Source organism: Archangium lansingense (assembly GCF_026626635.1).
In the GTDB taxonomy this organism is placed as follows: Bacteria; Myxococcota; Myxococcia; order Myxococcales; family Myxococcaceae; genus Archangium; species Archangium lansingense.
In genome coordinates this window covers 12,150,584-12,168,613 of record NZ_JAPNKA010000001.1, presented here as the reverse complement: position 1 = coordinate 12,168,613, position 18,030 = coordinate 12,150,584, and the positions used below count along the sequence as shown (strand labels likewise).

The 18,030-nt window shown below is 69.1% G+C and carries 14 protein-coding genes; 8 read left to right on the top strand and 6 right to left on the bottom strand.

Annotated elements, in window-relative coordinates; genetic code table 11:
- The first annotated feature begins 32 nt into the window (after positions 1-32).
- Together OV287_RS48745 and OV287_RS48740 are read left to right on the top strand one after the other, a co-directional pair.
- Positions 33-1,676 (top strand): AMP-dependent synthetase/ligase, encoded by a 1,644-nt coding sequence (locus tag OV287_RS48745; protein WP_267540933.1) that lies wholly within the window; start codon positions 33-35, stop codon positions 1,674-1,676.
- On the top strand, positions 1,664-1,852 hold the full coding sequence (locus OV287_RS48740; protein ID WP_267540932.1) for a hypothetical protein: 189 nt from the start codon (positions 1,664-1,666) through the stop codon (positions 1,850-1,852). The genes OV287_RS48745 and OV287_RS48740 overlap by 13 nt, the downstream gene beginning before the upstream one ends.
- Before the next feature lie 3 nt (positions 1,853-1,855).
- Here the strand turns inward: OV287_RS48740 and OV287_RS48735 are convergent, their stop codons facing one another.
- A complete protein-coding gene (locus OV287_RS48735) occupies positions 1,856-2,260 on the bottom strand; it encodes a hypothetical protein (protein ID WP_267540931.1) in 405 nt (134 codons plus the stop codon).
- A 116-nt stretch (positions 2,261-2,376) separates the two neighbouring features.
- On the opposite strand from OV287_RS48735, the gene OV287_RS48730 reads away from it, so the two are divergent.
- Both OV287_RS48730 and OV287_RS48725 read left to right on the top strand, forming a co-directional pair.
- A complete protein-coding gene (locus tag OV287_RS48730; protein ID WP_267540930.1) occupies positions 2,377-3,201 on the top strand; it encodes a helix-turn-helix domain-containing protein in 825 nt (274 codons plus the stop codon).
- A 113-nt stretch (positions 3,202-3,314) separates the two neighbouring features.
- Entirely contained in the window at positions 3,315-3,578 is a 264-nt protein-coding gene (locus OV287_RS48725) for a mersacidin/lichenicidin family type 2 lantibiotic (protein WP_267540929.1), read from the top strand.
- Positions 3,579-3,584: 6 nt separating this feature from the next.
- Here the strand turns inward: OV287_RS48725 and OV287_RS48720 are convergent, their stop codons facing one another.
- The 3 genes from OV287_RS48720 to OV287_RS48710 form a co-directional block, all read right to left on the bottom strand.
- On the bottom strand, positions 3,585-5,159 hold the full coding sequence (locus OV287_RS48720) for an SDR family NAD(P)-dependent oxidoreductase (protein WP_267540928.1): 1,575 nt from the start codon (positions 5,157-5,159) through the stop codon (positions 3,585-3,587).
- Positions 5,160-5,298: 139 nt separating this feature from the next.
- Positions 5,299-6,768 (bottom strand): hypothetical protein, encoded by a 1,470-nt coding sequence (locus OV287_RS48715; protein WP_267540927.1) that lies wholly within the window; start codon positions 6,766-6,768, stop codon positions 5,299-5,301.
- Between the two features lie 10 nt (positions 6,769-6,778).
- A complete protein-coding gene (locus tag OV287_RS48710; RefSeq protein WP_267540926.1) occupies positions 6,779-7,306 on the bottom strand; it encodes a hypothetical protein in 528 nt (175 codons plus the stop codon).
- A gap of 245 nt (positions 7,307-7,551) precedes the next feature.
- Here OV287_RS48710 and OV287_RS48705 point away from each other — a divergent pair, with 245 nt between their 5' ends.
- The 3 genes from OV287_RS48705 to OV287_RS48695 all read left to right on the top strand — a co-directional run bounded on the left by OV287_RS48705 (position 7,552) and on the right by OV287_RS48695 (position 11,447).
- Complete coding sequence (locus tag OV287_RS48705) at positions 7,552-8,619, top strand: DUF2804 domain-containing protein (protein ID WP_267542568.1); 1,068 nt, start codon at positions 7,552-7,554, stop codon at positions 8,617-8,619.
- Positions 8,620-8,634: 15 nt separating this feature from the next.
- A complete protein-coding gene (locus tag OV287_RS48700) occupies positions 8,635-10,263 on the top strand; it encodes a serine/threonine-protein kinase (protein ID WP_267540925.1) in 1,629 nt (542 codons plus the stop codon).
- Between the two features lie 71 nt (positions 10,264-10,334).
- Positions 10,335-11,447 (top strand): zinc ribbon domain-containing protein, encoded by a 1,113-nt coding sequence (locus OV287_RS48695; RefSeq protein ID WP_267540924.1) that lies wholly within the window; start codon positions 10,335-10,337, stop codon positions 11,445-11,447.
- Here OV287_RS48695 and OV287_RS48690 read toward each other — a convergent pair whose 3' ends face one another.
- Together OV287_RS48690 and OV287_RS48685 are read right to left on the bottom strand one after the other, a co-directional pair.
- A complete protein-coding gene (locus OV287_RS48690; RefSeq protein ID WP_267540923.1) occupies positions 11,448-12,296 on the bottom strand; it encodes a S1/P1 nuclease in 849 nt (282 codons plus the stop codon).
- Positions 12,297-12,522: 226 nt separating this feature from the next.
- Positions 12,523-15,078, bottom strand: a complete 2,556-nt coding sequence (locus OV287_RS48685) for a M1 family metallopeptidase (protein ID WP_267540922.1) — start codon at positions 15,076-15,078, stop codon at positions 12,523-12,525.
- 144 nt (positions 15,079-15,222) lie between these two features.
- Here OV287_RS48685 and OV287_RS48680 point away from each other — a divergent pair, with 144 nt between their 5' ends.
- A complete protein-coding gene (locus OV287_RS48680) occupies positions 15,223-17,253 on the top strand; it encodes a hypothetical protein (RefSeq protein WP_267540921.1) in 2,031 nt (676 codons plus the stop codon).
- Positions 17,254-18,030 lie beyond the last annotated feature (777 nt).

Here is an 18,030-nt window from a genome sequence, read left to right as displayed (position 1 = left end):
GCGCGCCGGCCTCTCTCGACCCCGGAGCCACCGTGAGCCTTTCGAGCCATGCCTCTCCCGAGCCGTCTGTCCGCACCGTGCCCGTTGCTTTCCTCGACACCGTGCGGCGACAGCCCGACGCCACCGCCATCCGCTGGAGCGAGGGCGAGGGCTTCGGCTCGTGGACCTGGCGTGAGTACGCGGACAAGGCCGCTCGGATCGCCGCGGGTCTGCGCGAGCTCGGTGTGAAGCGCGGGGACCGCATCATCCTGCTGATGCGCAACCGTCCCGAGTTCCACATCGCCGACGTGGGCGCGCTGCTCGCGGGCGCTACGCCGGTGTCCATCTACAACTCCTCTTCTCCCGAGCAGATTGCCTACCTCGCTGGCCACTGTGAGGCGGTGGCCGCAGTGGTCGAGGACGGCGTCTTCCTCTCCCGTGTCCAGGAGGCCCGTGCATCGCTGCCGCAGCTGCGCCATGTGCTCCGGGTCGGTGGTTCGGGGGCGGTGCCGTCGGGGGTCCGCGAGCTGTCCGAGCTGCTCGCGGCTTCGCCGCTCGACCTCGAGGAGGCGGCCAGGTCGGTTCAGCCGGGAGACCTCGCCACCCTTATCTACACCTCGGGCACTACCGGCCAGCCCAAGGGCGTGATGCTCACGCACCGCAACATCGCCTCCGAGCTCGAGGCGCTGTTCCACTATCTGGGCCGCAACGGGGCGGGCAAGCGCGTCGTCTCGTTCCTGCCGATGGCGCACATCGCCGAGCGCATCGTCACGCACTACCTGCACACCGCCTGGGGCAGTGAGGCCACCTGTTGTCCGGACGCAGCGCAGCTCACCACTTACCTGGTTGGTGTGCGGCCCACGTTCATGTTCGGGCCCCCGCGCGTCTGGGAGAAGCTCCATGCCGGCGTTCGCGCCGTGGTGGGAGTAGACCCCGCCAAGGCGGAGGGCTTCGAAAAGGCGCTCACGGTGGGTCGCAAGGCGAGCGACGCCCGCGCGCTCGGTGTGCCGCTTCCGGCCGAGCTGCAGCAGGCCTGGGAGACGGTGGATGCGGCGGCGTTCGCGCCGTTGCGCAAGAAGCTGGGCCTGGATGCGCTGGAATTCGCGTTCAGTGGCGCCGCGCCCATCCCGCCGGAGGTCATCCAGTTCTTCCGGAACATCGGTCTGCCCATGTCCGAGCTGTTCGGCATGAGCGAGGGCACCGGCGCCATGAGCTGGGACCCGCACCGGGTGAAGGTGGGCACGGTGGGGCGGCCCGTTCCTGGCGTGGAGATGCGCAGGCTGGAGGACGGAGAGATCGTCTTCCGCGGCGGAATCGTGTTCCCCGGCTATCTCAATGACTCGGAGCGCACCGCCGAGGCGCTCGACTCGGACGGCTGGCTGCACACCGGCGACATCGGGGAGATCGACGCCGAGGGCTACCTGAAGATCGTGGACCGCAAGAAGGAGCTCATCATCACCGCGGGCGGCAAGAACGTCTCGCCGGCGAACCTGGAGTCGATGTTGAAGACGCTGCCGCTGGTGGGGCAGGCCGTCGCTGTTGGAGACCGGCGGCCGTATCTGGTGGCGGTGCTCCAACTCAACCCCGAGGTGGCTCCTGGTTGGGCCAAGGCTCGCGGCCTCGCGGCCACCGACCTGCGCACGCTGGCGGAGGAGCCAGTCGTGCAGCAGGAGCTCACCCGGGGGTGGCGGAGCTGAACGGGCGTGTCTCCACCGCCGAGCAGATCAAGCGCATCGCCCTGGTGAGCGACGAGTGGTTGCCGGACTCCGACGTGCTCACGCCGACCATGAAGCTCAAGCGGCGCGGCGTCAGCTCGCGCTACGCCGGACTCATTGAGCAGCTCTACGCGGGTGGCGGAATCCCGGTGGAGTGAGCGTCAGGCCAGCGCCGGGCTCGAGTGCCGCAGTCCGGCGTACTGCAATCCGGCGAAGACAGCGACCGCCAGCGCCTGCACCACGGTGAAGAGGTAGCCCCAGAGTGTTGGGGCGACCCACCCCGTGGTCAGGAGCAGGAGGCTGTCGATGGTCCACAGCAGGTTGTAGCCCACGATTCCCCAGACGAGCGGACGGGGGACGTGGGGTCGCACGGCGAGGTACACCAGCAAGGCGGCGAAGGGGAGCAGGCTGAAGCCCGCCGTCCGCAGCAAGGTGGTCTGCAGCCCGAGCAGTTGGCTCAGCGGGCCAGCGGCGGCGAACATCAGGGCGCCGGTGGCACCACTGACGACTCCGTCGGCGAGCAGGGCACGGCTCAGCAGGGTCTGGGGAACGGTCGTTGCGCTCATGGGTGTCCTCCGTTGGGATTCGGTTGCTTCGAAACCCAAGGTGCGCCGCTCGCGTTCCGGTGTCGATTACGTCCGAGGTAATTGGTGGCACTACGTCCCGGTCCTATCTTCGGGACATGACGCTCCCAAGCCGCCCCGTCGGAGAGCTGCTGCGCACCTGGCGCCAGCGGCGTTCCCTCAGCCAGCTCGACCTCGCCTGTCGCGCGGACGTCTCCGCCCGGCATGTCAGCTTCCTCGAGACTGGCCGTTCGAAGCCGAGCCGGGAGATGTTGCTGCACCTCGCGGAGGAGCTCGACATCCCCCTGCGTGAGCGCAACGCGCTGCTGGTCGCCGGCGGGTTCGCCCCTGTCTATTCCGAGGAGAGCCTCGACGCTCCTGCTCTCAGGGCCGCACGGGAGGCGGTCGAGCTCGTTCTCACCGGGCACGAACCGTATCCGGCCCTGGCCGTGGATCGGCACTGGACCTTGATCACCGCCAACCGCGCTGTCGGCCTGCTCCTCGCCGAGGTCTCGCCTGAGCTGCTCCAGCCTCCCGTCAACGTCCTCCGGCTCAGCCTGCACCCCGAGGGTCTTGGCCGGAAGATCGTCAACCTGGCGCAGTGGCGGGCCCACGTGCTCGCGCGGCTCCAGCGGCAGATCGATGTCTCGGCGGATGAGACCCTCGCCGCGCTCCACAAAGAGCTCCGCGGTGATGCCGCCCATGGCGGACCGCCTCAGCCTGGTGGGCCCTCACGAGAGCAGGACTTCGCGGGAGTGGTCATCCCGATGCGGTTGAAGACCCGATACGGGGTGCTGTCGTTCTTCAGCACCACGACCGTTTTCGGTACTCCTCTCGACATCACCCTCTCGGAGCTGGCGATCGAGTCCTTTTTCCCCGCGGATCGGCCAACCGCCGAGCTGCTGCGGCGAATCGCGGAGAACGGTGCGCGCACCGACGCGTGAAGCTCACCGGGCGTGGGCCTTCACCCGCCGGACGATGTCACAGGCGACGCGAGGCAACTCCACCCCTCTGGACGTGTCCTCTCCTTCCGGAGAGGGCCAGCCAGGAGGACCGTATGCGAGCAGAGACCATCATTCGTGCGTGGAAGGATCCGAAGTTCCGCGCGAGCCTCACCTCGGAGGAGCGGGCGGCGCTCCCCGAGCTCCCCTCCGGCAAGCCGGTGACCGAGCTCGACGAGGGCGAGCTGTCGGACGCCATGGGGGGTCTGCGCCTCCGGCCACCCCGTGGCTGTGATCCCCGCAACTTCACCGACATCCCGTGCAGTGCGATCGACGCCTGTCCCAGTGCCCTGGGCTGTACGTTCGTCACTCCCTGCTGACGGCTGTCACCACGAAGCGGGGCGGTAGTCCTTGAAGAAGTTGCCCCACACGTACTGGCCGGTGTTCTCGGCGGTCATGACCGGGTCCACCACACGCGCCGCGCCATCGACGATGTCCAGCGGCGGGTGGAAGTCGAGCTCGTTCTGCTTGCGATCGGCGTGCTGCGCTGGGTCCTCATCCGTGACCCAGCCGGTGTCCGCCGCGTTCATGAAGATGTTGTCCTTCGCGTAGTCGGGCGCGGAGGTCAGCGTCATCATGTTCAGGGCGGCCTTGGCCATGTTCGTGTGGGGATGTTTGTCCGTCTTCGTCCCGCGCGAGAAGATGCCCTCCATCGCGGAGACGTTCACGATGTGCCCAGGCGACGAGCGGTCGCGCAGCATCAGCGGCTTGAGCTTCCCGCAGAGGATGAAAGGCGCCACCGTGTTCACCAGGTGGACCTCCAGCATCTCGGCCGTCGAGACGTCCGCGAGCTTCATCCGCCAGGAGTTCATCTCCCGCAGGTCCACCTGCTGCAGGTCCGCGTCCAGCCGGCCCTGGGGGAAGAGGGTGCTCGTGTCCCCCTCCTGCTCGAGCGCGTAGGGGATGAGCGACAGCGCAGCGGACGAGTGGATGCCGATCGCCGGATCACCGCTGCGCCATGTGGGCGTGAGCGAGGAGGGATCGGCACCGCCCGGGCCGAGCGTGGGCTGCACCGACGCGACGCACTCCACGTGTCCGGTGAGCAGCGGGCGCAGCTCCGGGGGAAGGTCCTCGACGCGGCGCTGCTCGCCCGCCAGCAGGTGCGCGTAGAAGCCGGGCGGACGGCGCACGGTCTGCGCCGCGTTGTTGATGAGGATGTCCAGCCGGTGGTGCGTCTGCTCGAGGTGTCGCGCGAAGAGCTCGACGCTGGGGGCGTGCCGCAGGTCCAGCCCGTGGATGTGCAGCCGGTGCGACCACTCCGCGAAGTCGGGCTCGCGCGCGTAGCGCTCCGCCGAGTCCATGGGGAAGCGAGTGGTGGCGATGACCCGCGCCCCCGAGCGCAGCAGCATCAGCGACGCCTGATAGCCAATCTTCACGCGAGCGCCGGTGATGAGCGCGACCTTCCCGGACAGTGACGCCCGCTGGGTCCGCTTCGCGTAGTTGAAGTTCCCGCAGTCCACGCACAGCGTGTCGTAGAAGAAGTGCAGCTTCCGGTACTCCGCCTTGCAGACGTAGCACCTGCGCGGATTCTCGAGGAGCCGCTCCGGGCCCTCCTCCGAGGGCGGCGGCGGTGGAAGCTGCGGTACCGTGAACACGGGGGAGCGGCGCAGCGTGCGGATCTCCGACGTCTCACGGATGTTGCGGTCGTGCTCGCGCTTCGTCTCCCGCTTCTCGCGCCTCATCGCCTTGTGGAGCCGCGTGATGGTGGTGCGCTCCGGGTTCACCAGGCGGCCGGCCGCGGCCAGCAGCGCCTTCCGGTCCGACTCGGGGACGCCATTCAGCAGGATGCGGTTCTCGGCGATCGCCTCGAGGAGGCGGGTGCACTGGTGCACCTCGTCCAGCGACAAGGCGGGCCGTGGCTCGGTGGACGGGGGCGTCGGGGCACTCTCGGCGTTCTTCATCGCACCGCTGCATACCTGCCAGGGCGCTGAGAGGGAAGGGCTCCGGCGGGTCCAGGTCGGGCGGAAGGGAGGGGACCGTGCGGCCGGGCCCTCGCAGTGAGCCCTCCCCTGGGAGTGGGCCTGGGTGCCCGTCCGCTGCTCACTCCACCTCGACGTAGATGAAGTGCTTCTTTTGCTCCGTGCGGTCTTTCAGGAGGAAGCCCGTGAAGCCAGGGTTCAGCGCCTGGAGCGTGGAGGTGCGCAGGTCGATGTCCGCCACCCCATCGTTCATGCCACTCAGTGAGCGGATGTCGAACGGCAGGCGCTGCTTCTTGCCCGCCTCGAGCTGGACCACCATGGGCGCACCCGCGGGCTTGTCACCGAGCTGCTCGGAGACCCATGCGATGCGCGCCTGCTGGGTCTCTGGTCTGGCGACGACGGTCACCCGCGTGCAGTCCTCGGACTCCGGTGTTTCCGCGAGCCAGAGCGTCCCGGGGCGGAGGCCTCGGACGAGCATGTCCGGAAACCGCGCCACCAGGTCCTCGCCGGCAACGCGGACGGGGGGCAGGGTGATTCGCGTGCTCGTTCCAGCCATCAACGTCACGGACGAGATGACCCGGCACTCGACGGTAGGTGGGTCCTCTTCGAGCGTGACGAAGTAGAGGTGGTCCCCTCCGCGCGCGTCCGTCACCATGACCCCCGTGTAGTAGGGCCCGTTTCCCGCCCCCAGGGCGTAGAGCGCGGGTCTGCACTGGGCATCCACGCCCAGCCGGACGACGGAGTCATGGGGGACGAGCCGCGCCGTCCCCGAGACCGGCAGGGTCCAGCGCTGTCCCTTCGGGAGCTGGACGACGACGTCTTCCGCGATGCGGCCCGGCTCGAACTCACGATAGGCCCACTGCTTCTTGGTGCGGAGGAGCGGCTTCTTGTAGGGATTGGGCTCGACGGTGAACTCCGCGCAGCTGCCTTGCGCCGCGGGGTGGGGGAGCGAGACCCAGGCCTTCCCCGGGGCGCGGGCCGTCACCGTCAGCCGGCCCCCTTTGTTCGTCACTTCGAGGACGTCTTTTCCCGCCAGAATCTGGCCCAGGGGCTCCGTCTCGTCTCGCGTGTCTCCCACCCGCATATGGCCCATCTGGATGGCCACCTTGCAGGGCGGTTGCCGGGACGGTCCCTGCGTGACTTGTGCCGGGGCTTCGAGCCGCGCCGGACATTCCTTCCGCTTGCAGCCCTTCACCTCCACCGTATGGGAGGGGGCGAAGTCGAAATCGAAGTCGAAATCGTCTTTGCGCCCGCCCGACTTGGACTGGAGTCGGTAGTGCCACGTCCCGTCGGCACAGACCTCGTCGACAAAGGTGAAGGACTCGTAATTCTCTTCCGCACGCCTGGCGTTCGCCGGCTTCAGCTCTCCGACTTCCTGCGTGCACTGAGTGTCCTCGAACGCGAAGCGCGTCCGGGCGCGGACGACCGCGTCGGAGTCCGACAGCCTGCGCAGCCGCTTCACCGTGACCTCGACCTTGCAGTCCCCGAGGGGCCTCGCGAAGAGCGACTTCGAGACGATGGGGTTGGCCGCACCCGGCCAGGCGCTCAGGGTGGCGAGGACTGCGAGAAGCCAGTTCAGCCGACGCATCACGGTTCACTCCTCATGGGCTTGTCCACTCGAGGTCCAGCTCGGACCGGGGAAGGAAGGGCTCGAAGCGCCACCGCCACTCCGAGGTCTGGCCGTGACGTTCGGCCGGAGGAAGGGGCCACGAGCAGCGCGGGTTACTCCAGGTCCGCGGGGCGCGCACGAGGAACTCCGCGCGTTCCAGGGGCCTGCCCCAGGCGAGGGCCGTCGTGACGAGGTAGCGCGCCCGCCGCGGGCCCATTCGTTGGCGGTAGGTGATTTCGACCACGGTCTCCTGGCCCGCCGGGTGGAGGGGCACCAGGAGCGTGACCGCGTCCGGCGCTCGAGCCCCCAGCCGTGCGCCTCGTACCTCCAGGACCTCGGCCGGTTCCGCGCCGGGCTCCGCTGGGAAGGGGTACTGGAGCGAGAAGGTCATCTCTCCAGGGGCGGTGCTCCGGAAGACGTACAGGCCTTCTACCTGGAAGCCTTCCTCCAGGAGGGTGACGACGATCCGCTCCCTGACGAACCGCGGGAGTCCGTCCGCCCGGGCAGGCCAGGCCGTCATCCAGGCTCCGAGGAATAACACCAGGTAGGCGCTGCGCATCCCTCGGGAGGATACCCGGGAGCAGGGGCGGCTCAATTCTCGACGCGGGGCGGCAATTTCCCCTCGAAGAAGCCTGGGCGGGGGACTACTTCACTGGTAAGGGTCCACCCCCGCACACTCCAGGCATCGTTCTGTGCGCGAGTGATCCGTCGCACCATGGGGCTGGGTGGCATGTGGGAAGGAGATGGCCCACCTTGGGTATTGAAATGACACCGGAGCGAGAACTGAGTCTCCTTCCGGCGCCGGCCTCCGTGGCGACGGCGTCGGGTGAACCCCGATTTGGCACCTACCAGGGCGAGCTGCCCGAGGTGGACCTCTCCCGGCTCAAGGGCCGGTGGGCCCCCGCGGCTGCCCCGGCCCGGTTGCTCAAACGCAAGCGCTGGCACTACACCCTGGCGGCCACGCCGGAGGTGCTGGCGCTCTTCGCGGTGGTGGATTTGGGCTACTCGGCCAACGCCTTCGCCGTGGCGTTGGACCTCAAGGAGCAACGTCCCCTCTGTGACGTGAGCTTCCTGGGCGCTCCCGGCCCGCTGGCCGAGGTGGGGGACAAGCCCGGAGCGGGGCTGATGGCTTCGTTCCGTACCCTGGGCGGACGGCTCACGGCTCGGCGCGGCGAGGACGACGAGCGCTACCACCTCCAGGTGGATGTGAGCCGGCTGCGCACGGGCAGTCTCCAGTCCTTCCAGTGGAATGGGGACCTGCTGGTGGCCGGAGGCCCTCCCGCGCTGACGGTGATTGCGCCTGTCGAGGGGGACGGCTTCGTCAACGTCACCCAGAAGCGCTGCGGCATGCTGTCCTTCGGCAGCCTGGAGGCGGGAGGCAAGCGCTTCCGGCTGGACGGCGGCGTGGGCGGGACGGACTACACCCAGGGCTACCTGGCGCGGCACACCGCCTGGCGGTGGGCCTTCGTGGCGGGCAGGCTGGCGGACGGCACCCCGGTGGGCATCAACCTCGTCGAGGGCTTCAACGAGAGCTCCGGCTCCAACGAGAACGCCCTCTGGTTGGGACAGCGGCTCTACCCGCTGGGCCGGGCGCACTTCGAGTATGACCGGAACGAGCTGATGAGCCCCTGGCGCATCCGGACGGGGGACGGAGCGGTGGATCTGCGCTTCCAGCCCCTTTACGTCCACCGAGAGGATCGTGACTTCAAGGTGGTGGTGAGCCACTTCGCTCAGCCGCTCGGCCTCTTCGAGGGCACGGTCCGGGTGGGCGGCCAGACGCACCGGCTGTCCGGGGTCCCCGGCGTCACCGAAGATCAAGACATGCTGTGGTGATAGGCTCGGGGGGCTTTGTCCTCTATTGAGCCTGGGACCACCGTTGGCCGTTACCGCGTCATCCGCCTTCTCGCCCAGGGCGGCATGGCCGAGGTCTATCGCGCCGAGCAGGCCCTCACCGGGGGCATTGTCCGCCCCGTCGCGCTGAAGGTCATCCGGCCGGAGTACTCGGAGTCCGAGGACTTCCGCGAGATGTTCCTCGACGAGGCGCGCACCGCCTGCACGCTCAGCCACCCCAACATCGTCCACATCTACGAGGTGGGCGAGGTGGACGGGCTGCTCTACATGGCCATGGAGCTGGTGGCCGGCGTGTCGCTCACGGAGGTGGAGCGCGCGCTGCGCGAGCGCGGGGAGCGCTTCTTGGATGAGGCCCTGTTGGCGGTGGGCATCGCCACCTGCTCGGCCCTGGAGGCGGTGCACGAGCGGCCCAACCTGGTGCATCGGGACGTGTCGCCGCAGAACCTGATGCTCTCGGCCGGAGGCTCGCTCAAGCTCATCGACTTCGGCATCGCCAAGGCGGCCACCAACCGCAACCTCACCCGCGCCGGCACCACCAAGGGCAAGGCGGGCTACTTCTCGCCGGAGCAGGCCAAGGGCAAGCTGCTCGATGGGCGGAGCGATCTCTTCTCGCTGGGCGTCACCCTGTACCAGCTCGCCGCGGGCGTAGGCCCGCTGGATGCATACCCCACCCTCATCTCGCGCAACACCGCGCTGGTGCGGGGCGACTGGGAGCCCCTCTCGCGCGTGTGTCCGAACCTGCCGCGCGGCTTCATCTCCGTGGTGGAGCGGGCCATGCGGGTGAAGCTCGAGGAGCGCTATCCCGACGCGCGCACCATGCGCGAGGAGCTGGAGTCGGCGGCTTTCGCGGCGGGCCTGCCGGTAGGCCCCGGCTCGCTCACGGGCTACGTGCGGGCCGAGGGGGAGGCCGTCTCCGTCTCGACGAGCCCGCGTCGGAACCGGGCGGGAGGAACCGGGGCAGCACAGCCCTCGGTCGCGACGGCTTCGCGTGCCCCGACGGCCCGTGCTCTCCCGGGAGGCCGCAAGGTCTGGGCGCCCGTGGCGGGCGTGGTGGTGGGCCTGACGCTCTCACTCGTCGGGGGAGCCTTCGTCCTCTCGCGCCAGGCGCCCGCGCCGGTGGAGTCGCCAGCGCCTGTGCCTCCGGTCGCCACACCCACCCCGGCGCCCAAGCCACCCACTGCCGTGGCTGAGGCGCCCGTGCCCACTCCGGCACCCGAGCCCCCAGCGGTGGCGCCCGCTCCCGAGGCCCGCCCGGAGCCTCCGAGTGCTCCTTCAGCGGCCGCGGTCGTGACTCGGTCGAAGCGCGAGCCCAAGCGCTCGCGGGATCAGGCCCATGCGGTGGCGGCACCTGCTTCCGCGCCAGCACCCGCGCCCGCCCAGGAAGTGCTGTCGGGCGAGGGCACGCTGCGCATCGGCGCGGCCCCCGGCATCCAGGGCCAGGTGAAGCTGCCTGGGCGCGGGCTCGAGGAGATACCGCTCGACCTGCGGCGCTGGAAGGCGGGCCACTACTCGTTGCAATTCACCTCCTCTGGGGGCTCGGCGAGCTGCTCGGTGAAGGTGCTCCCCGAGCGCCGCACGCTGGTCGTCTTCGACGGCAAGGGCTGCACGGTGAGCTACCGCGACTGAGCGAGGAGGAGGGCTGTACCGCCTCAGGCCACCCCTGGCCTAGAATGAAGCCCCCCGCTTCGGAACCCCCCATGTCCTTCTGCTCGAACTGTGGTCACGACTTTGGCAATGACGCGCCAACCTTCTGTCCCGCGTGTGGCCAGGACGTCTCGAACAGCGAGCTCAACGCCGGTGCCGGGGACTACAACGCGGGCGACTACTCCGGGGGCGAGTACAACGGGGACTACTCGTGGGATGCACCGCCTCCCTCGCCCCTCGCTCGCGCGGAGGAGCTGCTCTCCAAGGTGTCCGCCCCGGTGCTCGCCGTGGCCGGGCAGGCCGGGCAGGCCTTCCAGAGCGTGCTGGACGACCCGCGCCTGCGCTCGCGCCTGCCGGGCGGCTCGCTGACGCTGCTCGGTCTGGGGCTCGTGGGCCTGGGCCTCCTGCTCTCGGTGATTCCGGTTGTCGCGGGCATTGGCTTCCTCGGCTCGGTGGTGATGGTGCTGTGGGGCGCGCTCGTGGCCGTGAACGAGTGGCGCATCCTCAGCCGGCCGGAGGCCCAGGAGCCCGGTGCTCCGGCCCTCCGCCCCCTGCCGCAGTCGCTGGCCACGCTCCCCAGGGACACGCGGCACCCGGGCATCGCGCAGACCTTTGCCCTGCTTACCTGCACGAATGCCCTGTTGATGCTGGGCTTCGGGCCCATCTCGCTGGTGTGGATACTGGCCGCCGTGGTGCTCGGCTATGACCAGGGCTGGCGGTACTTCGCGGACAACTCCGAGGACCCTTCTGCTCTGGAGGAGAACCCCTCTGGCTTCCGGCTGCACCGCTGGGTGGTGGCGGGCGCTGTCCTCTGCACCTTCGCGCTCCTGCTCCCGTGGGGGCGCGGCAGCCTTCATACCCCGGGCCTGTCGGGCGCGGAGCAGCCGCTCTCGACGATTACCCAGTTCACGCTGCTGCTGCTCGCGTGCTCCGCCGTGCGCCACCGCGGCCTGTCTGCCTTCCACCCGCTGCTGCTCATCATCGCGGCCGTCTGGCTCGCCCTGTGGTTCTTCCTGATGATGAGCGTCTACACGGTGGGCCCGTGGTTCTTCCTCCCGGGCATGCTGGTCGTCGAGGCCACCATCGTGCGCCACCTCATGCCGCGGCGTCGCGGTGGTGAGAACCTGGAGCAGGAGGCGGCGTCGGACATGGACATGCAGGGGTAGCTACTTCAGGGCGTTGGCGAGCAGCTCCGCGAGGCGGTAGGCGGCCAGCGCCGAGCACTCCCCCGCCTTCTCACGCGCCCAGTCGAGATAGGCCTGGCTCGCGCGCGTCTCGGCGGGCTCCGCGAGGATTCGCACGTATGCCTCGCGCCCGAGCTCGTGTGACTGCCAGATCCACTGCTCGAAGTCCGTCACCGCGAGCCGCGCCGCGAACTGCTCCTTCGGGTAGCGGGCCCGGAGCAGCTCCGCGCTCGTGGTGAGCTCGGCCGCCCTGGAGGCCACCAGGCCATCCCAGAGGGAGTGCATGTTGTTGCCATTCACGAGCTTGAAGTCGTTGCCTCCCCTGTCGCCCTTGGGGAACTGGCTGTTGACGAGCGAGGTGCAGTGGAGCGGCTGGTGGATGTCGCCGACGAAGTGGGACACGAACGCGAGCGCATCCGCTCGCTCCGTCGCGTCCGTGCCCTGGGTGAGCAGGTGGAGCTGCTCGTTCATCGCGGACAGCACATGGGCTCCGCCGGGCAGGGGATTGTTCCTGTCCTCACCGGGTGTGAACGGAAGGGTGATGTAGTGCCAGGCCTCGGTCTTCGCCTTGAAGGCCGGGTCCTTCTTCATCTCGTCGGGCCAGGTGGCGTAGTTCGCCAGCTCGTCGCGGCCCTCCCGCGGATCGCTGGCAATGAGCTCGGCCAGCTTCTTCTTCGCGGCTGGGGAGTCCTCGTTCAGGAGCGCTTCGGCCAGCTTCGCGATGACGGCATGGCCGGGAATGCTCCACAGCAACCTGTACTCGGCCGTACCCACCACCGGCTCCTGGGGCCTGGCGGCCTTCCCGGTGTGCACCGTGTCCGACTGGGTCATGAGGCTTCCTCGCTGGCGAATGCGGGGGGCGAAGACTCTTCATCATGGCGGAACCCGGGGCCCGTGGCACCCTCACCCCGTCCCTCTCCCAGAGGGAGAGGGGTTGTGACTCAGTGGGGCTGTGAGTCACGGATTGTGAGTCACTGGGCTGTGAGTCAGTGAGTTGTGAGTCAGTGAGTTGTGACTCAGTGGGGTTGTAACTCGGTGGTGAGGGTGGTTCTCGGGGCTACGGCTGGTGCTTCAGCCAGGCGCTCACCTCGGGCATGGCGCGCTCGCGCAGGGCCACGTCCTGGGACAGCTTCTCCAGCGTCTGCTCCGTGGCCTGCTTCGCCTCCTCCACCGGGCTCGACGTCAGCAGCTTCTGCGCCGCGTCGAGCTGCTTGCGCTCTCGCAGGGCCCCCATCGACTCCACCACCCGGCGCAGCAGCATCGGCGCCCGGCCCGTCCTCCCCAGCACGTCCTGCCAGCGCTTCTGCGTCTCCGCCCACCACGCGTCGCGGCCCGTCCGGTTGCCCATCAGCCCCATCACGAAGCTGGCCACGTCCTGCATCTTCACCTTGTCCGTGAAGAAGAGCTTCTGCGCCGCGTCGGCCAGCGCCGGGTCCTCGAAGGACGTCAGCGCCATGAGGTAGCGCCGCTGCGTCGCCGGATCCGGCTCCACCGGCATCTTCTCCAGCAGCTTCTCGTAGAGCGCCCGGTCTCCCGAACGCGCCACCATGGCCACCGCCGCGTCCAGCAGGTTCGGCTCCAGCGCCGCCTTGTCCCCCTCCAGCATCTTCATCACCCGGGGCCTCGCCTCGCCCAGGGCCTCCGCGCTGCGCGCCACGCCTCCCACCGCTCGTACCAGCGCCGCCCGCCGCAGCTTCACCCGGTCCGACTCCCCCGGCGCCGAGTTCCAGCCGAGCTTCTTCAGTCCCGCCCCCAGCAGCTTCTCCACCCACTGCTGGAAGCGCTTCTGGTCCTCGCCCTCCACCAGTCGGCCCTCCACGTACGCCAGCCGGCCCACCAGATCGTCCAGGACCGCGTCGTCCTCCTCGTTGCCGAAGCGGCCCGCCAGGTCCAGGAAGGCCGCCACCGACGCCTGCCCGCTGCGCACCAGTGCCCACTGGTCCGCCAACAGTGAGATGCGCTCCGAGGGCGCCAGTGCCGCCAGGTTCGCCGACATCCGCTCCAGCGCCTGGGCGTCGTACTGCACCCGGTAGAAGCCCGTGGAGCCCGCGTTGGCGCACAGCCACTTCACCTCGCCCGAGCCCTCCAGCGTCACCTTCGTCTGCCCCTCGCGCAGCAGCACCCGCTGCTCGCGCACTCCTCCCGCGTCCGCGTACCGCAGCACCATCGGCACCGGCCAGCGCTCGCCGCTCTTCACCCCCGGCTCCGAGTAGTAGCGCTGCTGCGACAGCGTCATCGTCCGCCCGTCCAGCGCCACTGACACCAGCGGATAGCCGCTCTGGCCGATCCACGCGTTGGCCAGCTCGAGCACGGGCTGCGACGAGGCGTTGGCCAGCGCCCGCCACAGGTCGTCCGCCACCGCGTTGCCTCGCGCGTGCGTGCGCATGTACTGGCGCATGCCCTCGCGGAAGGGCTCCTCGCCGAGGAAGCCTTCAATCATGCGCAGCACCGCGCCGCCCTTCTCGTAGGTGATGAGGTCGAAGCTCTCGCCCGCCTCGTTGGCGTTGTGCACCTCGCCGCGGATGGGGTGGGTGGAGCGCAGCGCGTCCAGGCTCAGCGCCGCCGCCTTCCCCGAGTCGAAGTCCAGCCACACGCGCCAGTCCGGCTTCCAGTGGTCGACAATCTTGTACGCCATCCACGTGGCGAAGGCCTCGTTGAGCCAGAGGTCGTCCCACCACACCATCGTCACCCAGTTGCCGAACCACTGGTGCGCCAGCTCGTGCGTCACCACCTCGGCCACCCGCTTCTGCACCGAGAGCGGTGCGGTGGCGGGGTCCAACAGCAGGGCGATCTCCCGGTAGGTGATGAGGCCCGCGTTCTCCATGGCGCCGGCCTCGAAGTCGGGGATGCCTACCTGGTCCACCTTGTGGAAGGCGTAGGGCAGCCCGAAGTAGTCCTGCAGCCGGGGCAGCGCCGCCAGCGCCGCGTCCTGGCCGAAGCGCGTCAGGTGCGCCTTCTCCGGCAGCGCCCAGGTGCGCACCGGAATCCCCTGCACCTTCTCCTCGGGCGTGCCCACCAGCGGGCCGCACACCAGCGCCACCAGGTACGAGCTGAGCACCTCCGTCTCCTGGAAGGTCAGCTTGCGCAGCTTGCCGTCCTCCTCGTCCTTCAGCAGCGGCCCGTTGGCCAGCGTCGTCAGCCCCGGAGGCACCCGCACCGTGAGCGCCCAGCGCGCCTTGAAGGCCGGCTCGTCGAAGCACGGGAAGAGCCGCCGCGCGTCCGCCGCCTCGAACTGCGTGGCCGCCACCTTGCCCGCCGCGTACAGGCCCCGCAGGCCCTCGGTGAAACGGCCCGTCCACGCCACGTCCAGCGCCGCCGGCCCCGCCGGGAGCTGCTCGCCGAAGCGCAGCACCACCGTCTCGCTCACCTGCACGGGCTTGATTTCCGTGGGCTTGAGGCTCTTGCCGTTGCCACCCCGGAAGGTCACCTCGCCGAGCTGCAGCGCGATGGCGTGGAGGATGATCTCGTTGGAGGGCTTGTCGAGCTCCAGCTCGATGGTCTGCCGGCCCGTGAAGCTCTTGTCCTCCATGTCGAGCGTCACCGTCGCCGCGTACCGCCGGGGACGGATGGAGAGGGGAAGCCGGAAGTTCTTGTCGTCAGTCGGGTGCGCCATAGGGGCCCGACTCTAGCGGGACTGCAAGCGGGCGCCCGCTACAGAGTGGAGGGGCCCTGAATCAGGCGTCCACCGGGCGACGGCTCCGTCTGGAGGGACGGGGATGGATTCGTTAGCCTCGTGACGGGTAGGCGCCCATCCCCCATGCTAGCGTCTCCGGGCGCGATGTCCTTCTCGTCCCGTGCCCGCACCGTGTCGCTGGCCTGCGCCACCGTGGTGCTGGCCCTGCTGCTCAGTCTCGGGACGATGCTCGTGCGCCAGCCGGTGTCCCCGGACATCCTCTTCCTCTTCCTGCCCAATGCCGCCTTCCTGCGCGAGCAGCTCCTCGGGGGGTCGCTGCCGCTCTGGAACCCGCTCCTGCTCGCGGGCCACCCTTTCCTGGCCGAGCTGCAGACGCAGGTGCTCTACCCGCCGAGTCTGCTCTTCCTCCTGGGGTCGCCTGAGCGCGTCCTGGGGCCCTTCCTGTTCGCGCACCTGGTGTGGTTGGGGCTCGGGACGTGGCGGCTGGCGCGCTACTCGGGGGCGAGCCGTCGTGCGGCTGTGCTGGCCGGGCTCGCCGTGGGCCTCAGTCCTCTCGCCGTCGAGCACTATGCCCACCCCAACATGCTGTGCGGGTTGAGCTGGGTGCCCTGGGTGTGGGGTTCGGGCCGGCTCCTGGCGCGCCGCCCCAACCGGAGGGGAATGGTGCTGCTCGGCGTGCTGGTGGCGTGCAGCGTGCTTGCCGGCTCCCCCGAGTTGACGTTGCTCGCGCTGGCGGGGCTCGGGGTGTGCCTCTGGAAGCGCACGCGGTGGACGCTGGGGGCGGTGGCGCTCGGGGCTGGGCTCTCCGCGGCCACGTGGATTCCGTTCCTGGAGCTGCTCGTGCGCTCGGACCGGGGGGCGGGTATCGGCACGGGCGAGGCCACGAGCTTTGCCCTGTCTCCGGCCGAGGTGTTGGACCTGGCGTTGCCCTTTGTCCGCTTCGGCGCGGACCGTACCGGTGCGCAGAGCTTCCAGTCCGTGCTCTTCGTGGGGGCGAGCATCCTGCTGCTGGCGGCCTTTGGGCTGTGGCGGCGCAAGGGGCTCGCGGTGGTGTGCGTGGTGCTCTTGGTGCTGGCGCTCGGGGACTCGGGAGGGCTCTTCACCGGGTTCCATCGGTGGGTGCCAGGCGCGAGCCTCTTCCGCTTCCCCATCAAGTTCCTCTCGCCGCTGCCCGTGCTGCTGGCGCTCGCGCTGGCCTCGGGCTACTCCGCGTGGGAGCGGGGGCGGCAGCCCACCACGCGGCGTCCGGGAGCGGTGTTCGCCATGGTGTGCCTGCTGGGCGCCTGTGGCCTCGCGGTGGCGGACGCGGGGGCTGGCTGGGCGGTGAGCCTGGCATGGGTGGGGCTGATGGGCGGCGGGCTGCTGGCCTCGCGGCGTCTGACTCCGGGCCGGCGCGGGTGGGCGGTGGCGGCCGTCATCGTCATCGAGTGCGCCGTGTTCCAGCAGGGCGTGGGGACGCTGGCGAACCGCAGCGGAGGGCCTCCGTGCCGTCCCTCTCCCGCGTTCCGGCCCGAGGGCCGCGTGGCCTATGACATCGACTGGGGACGCGTGGACCTGGCGCACCGGGCGGAGGCGTGCGAGGTGGGCGTGCCCAACGCGAACATGGCGGGAGGCTTCGCCGCGCTCGAGGGTTTCGTGGTGCCTGCGCCCGCGTACGTGAAGCGACTGGTGCGCGAGGAGCCGGAGCGGGCGGCGGCGCTGCTCGGGGCGTCAGTGGTTGTTATCGACGACGAGGCGAAGCGCGCGGCGTACCCGGGCGAGGTGCTCTTCCAGAACGGGAGCTATCTCGCGCTGAGGCTGGGACGGCCGGGGCGGGCGGTGCTGGAGTCGGGAGGGGAGCGGCTCGAGGTAGAGCCCGAGGTGGACACGCCCTCGAGACTCGCCTTCGTGCTTCCCCGGGGCGGGGAGAGGCTCACCGTGAGGGATGCGTGGTTCCCCGGATGGGAGGCGGAGGCGGACGGGAGGCCGGTGCCGCTGCTCGAGGCAGAGGGCCTGCGCGCCATTCCGTTGCGAGGGGATGAGCGGCGGGTGGAACTGCACTACCGCCCGGGCTCCTTCCGTACGGGGCTGATGGTGTCGCTCGTGAGTCTCGCGGTGCTGGGATTGCTGTGCCTTCGTCCTGGGCGTCGGAACATACCGATGGCAAGTCGTTGATGTCTCAATTCCGACGCATACTGCTGTGCCACGATCAAGATCATGAAGCCCTGTGTAGGCTTGATACTGGGGGCGCACTCTCTGGGTCTCGTGGGCAGGTGCTTCCAGGCAGGTTGGCAAGGAGGCGGACAAAGAAAGAAGTAACCGTTCACCGGGTTGGGGCTTGTGAGGGCTGTGTCGTGCTTTGTGGGCCGTGTTGTCCCCTACGCCTTGCACCGGCCTCAGCGGTTGACGTGCGGTTGCATCACCGGAGAGTACAAGAGGATGTGACGGGCGCTTGGTCAACCCCCTTTGAACCGAGGTGGGCTGTGGGAGTTTCAGGGCGACTCGCGCGGATGTCTGCATTTGTGCTCCTGCGATTGCTGGCGGGTGCTCTGCCAATTCTCTCGGGGTGCAGTATCAATCGTTATCAGCCAGGCCACTTCAAGTTCGCCACGATTGTCAAGAAAACAAAACCCGGGCCCGATGGGTGGCGTGCCGCGTGTATACATGCAACCGTAATAAACAAATCGACCTTGGAGCCTTATTTCTGCGAATTCGGTGTGGGAATGCCCATTGAGAGCACGGATGCTGGATTCATGTCCGAGCCGCTTGCTCAGCGAATAGCCGCCGATTGCGCCAACAAGGCACTGAGTGAAGTGATCGCCGCTCCCGCATCTCCACTGCCTGGTCTTGTCTGTACGCAATTCAGGAGAACGTTCCACGAGACTCTGAATCGCGCCGTGCTCGGCTCGAAAGTGACGGCTTGGTGCGAAAAGAAAACAACTCCCTTCCGGG

What these genes read in the sequence shown, in the direction of transcription:
- OV287_RS48735 (WP_267540931.1), bottom strand. Translation starts at nt 2,260, where the DNA reads ATGAGCGCAACGACCGTTCCCCAGACCCTGCTGAGCCGTGCCCTGCTC.
- OV287_RS48730 (WP_267540930.1), top strand. Translation starts at nt 2,377, where the DNA reads ATGACGCTCCCAAGCCGCCCCGTCGGAGAGCTGCTGCGCACCTGGCGC.
- OV287_RS48725 (WP_267540929.1), top strand. Translation starts at nt 3,315, where the DNA reads ATGCGAGCAGAGACCATCATTCGTGCGTGGAAGGATCCGAAGTTCCGC.
- OV287_RS48720 (WP_267540928.1), bottom strand. Translation starts at nt 5,159, where the DNA reads ATGAAGAACGCCGAGAGTGCCCCGACGCCCCCGTCCACCGAGCCACGG.
- OV287_RS48710 (WP_267540926.1), bottom strand. Translation starts at nt 7,306, where the DNA reads ATGACGGCCTGGCCTGCCCGGGCGGACGGACTCCCGCGGTTCGTCAGG.
- OV287_RS48705 (WP_267542568.1), top strand. Translation starts at nt 7,552, where the DNA reads ATGACACCGGAGCGAGAACTGAGTCTCCTTCCGGCGCCGGCCTCCGTG.
- OV287_RS48695 (WP_267540924.1), top strand. Translation starts at nt 10,335, where the DNA reads ATGTCCTTCTGCTCGAACTGTGGTCACGACTTTGGCAATGACGCGCCA.
- OV287_RS48690 (WP_267540923.1), bottom strand. Translation starts at nt 12,296, where the DNA reads ATGACCCAGTCGGACACGGTGCACACCGGGAAGGCCGCCAGGCCCCAG.
- OV287_RS48685 (WP_267540922.1), bottom strand. Translation starts at nt 15,078, where the DNA reads ATGGCGCACCCGACTGACGACAAGAACTTCCGGCTTCCCCTCTCCATC.
- OV287_RS48680 (WP_267540921.1), top strand. Translation starts at nt 15,223, where the DNA reads ATGCTAGCGTCTCCGGGCGCGATGTCCTTCTCGTCCCGTGCCCGCACC.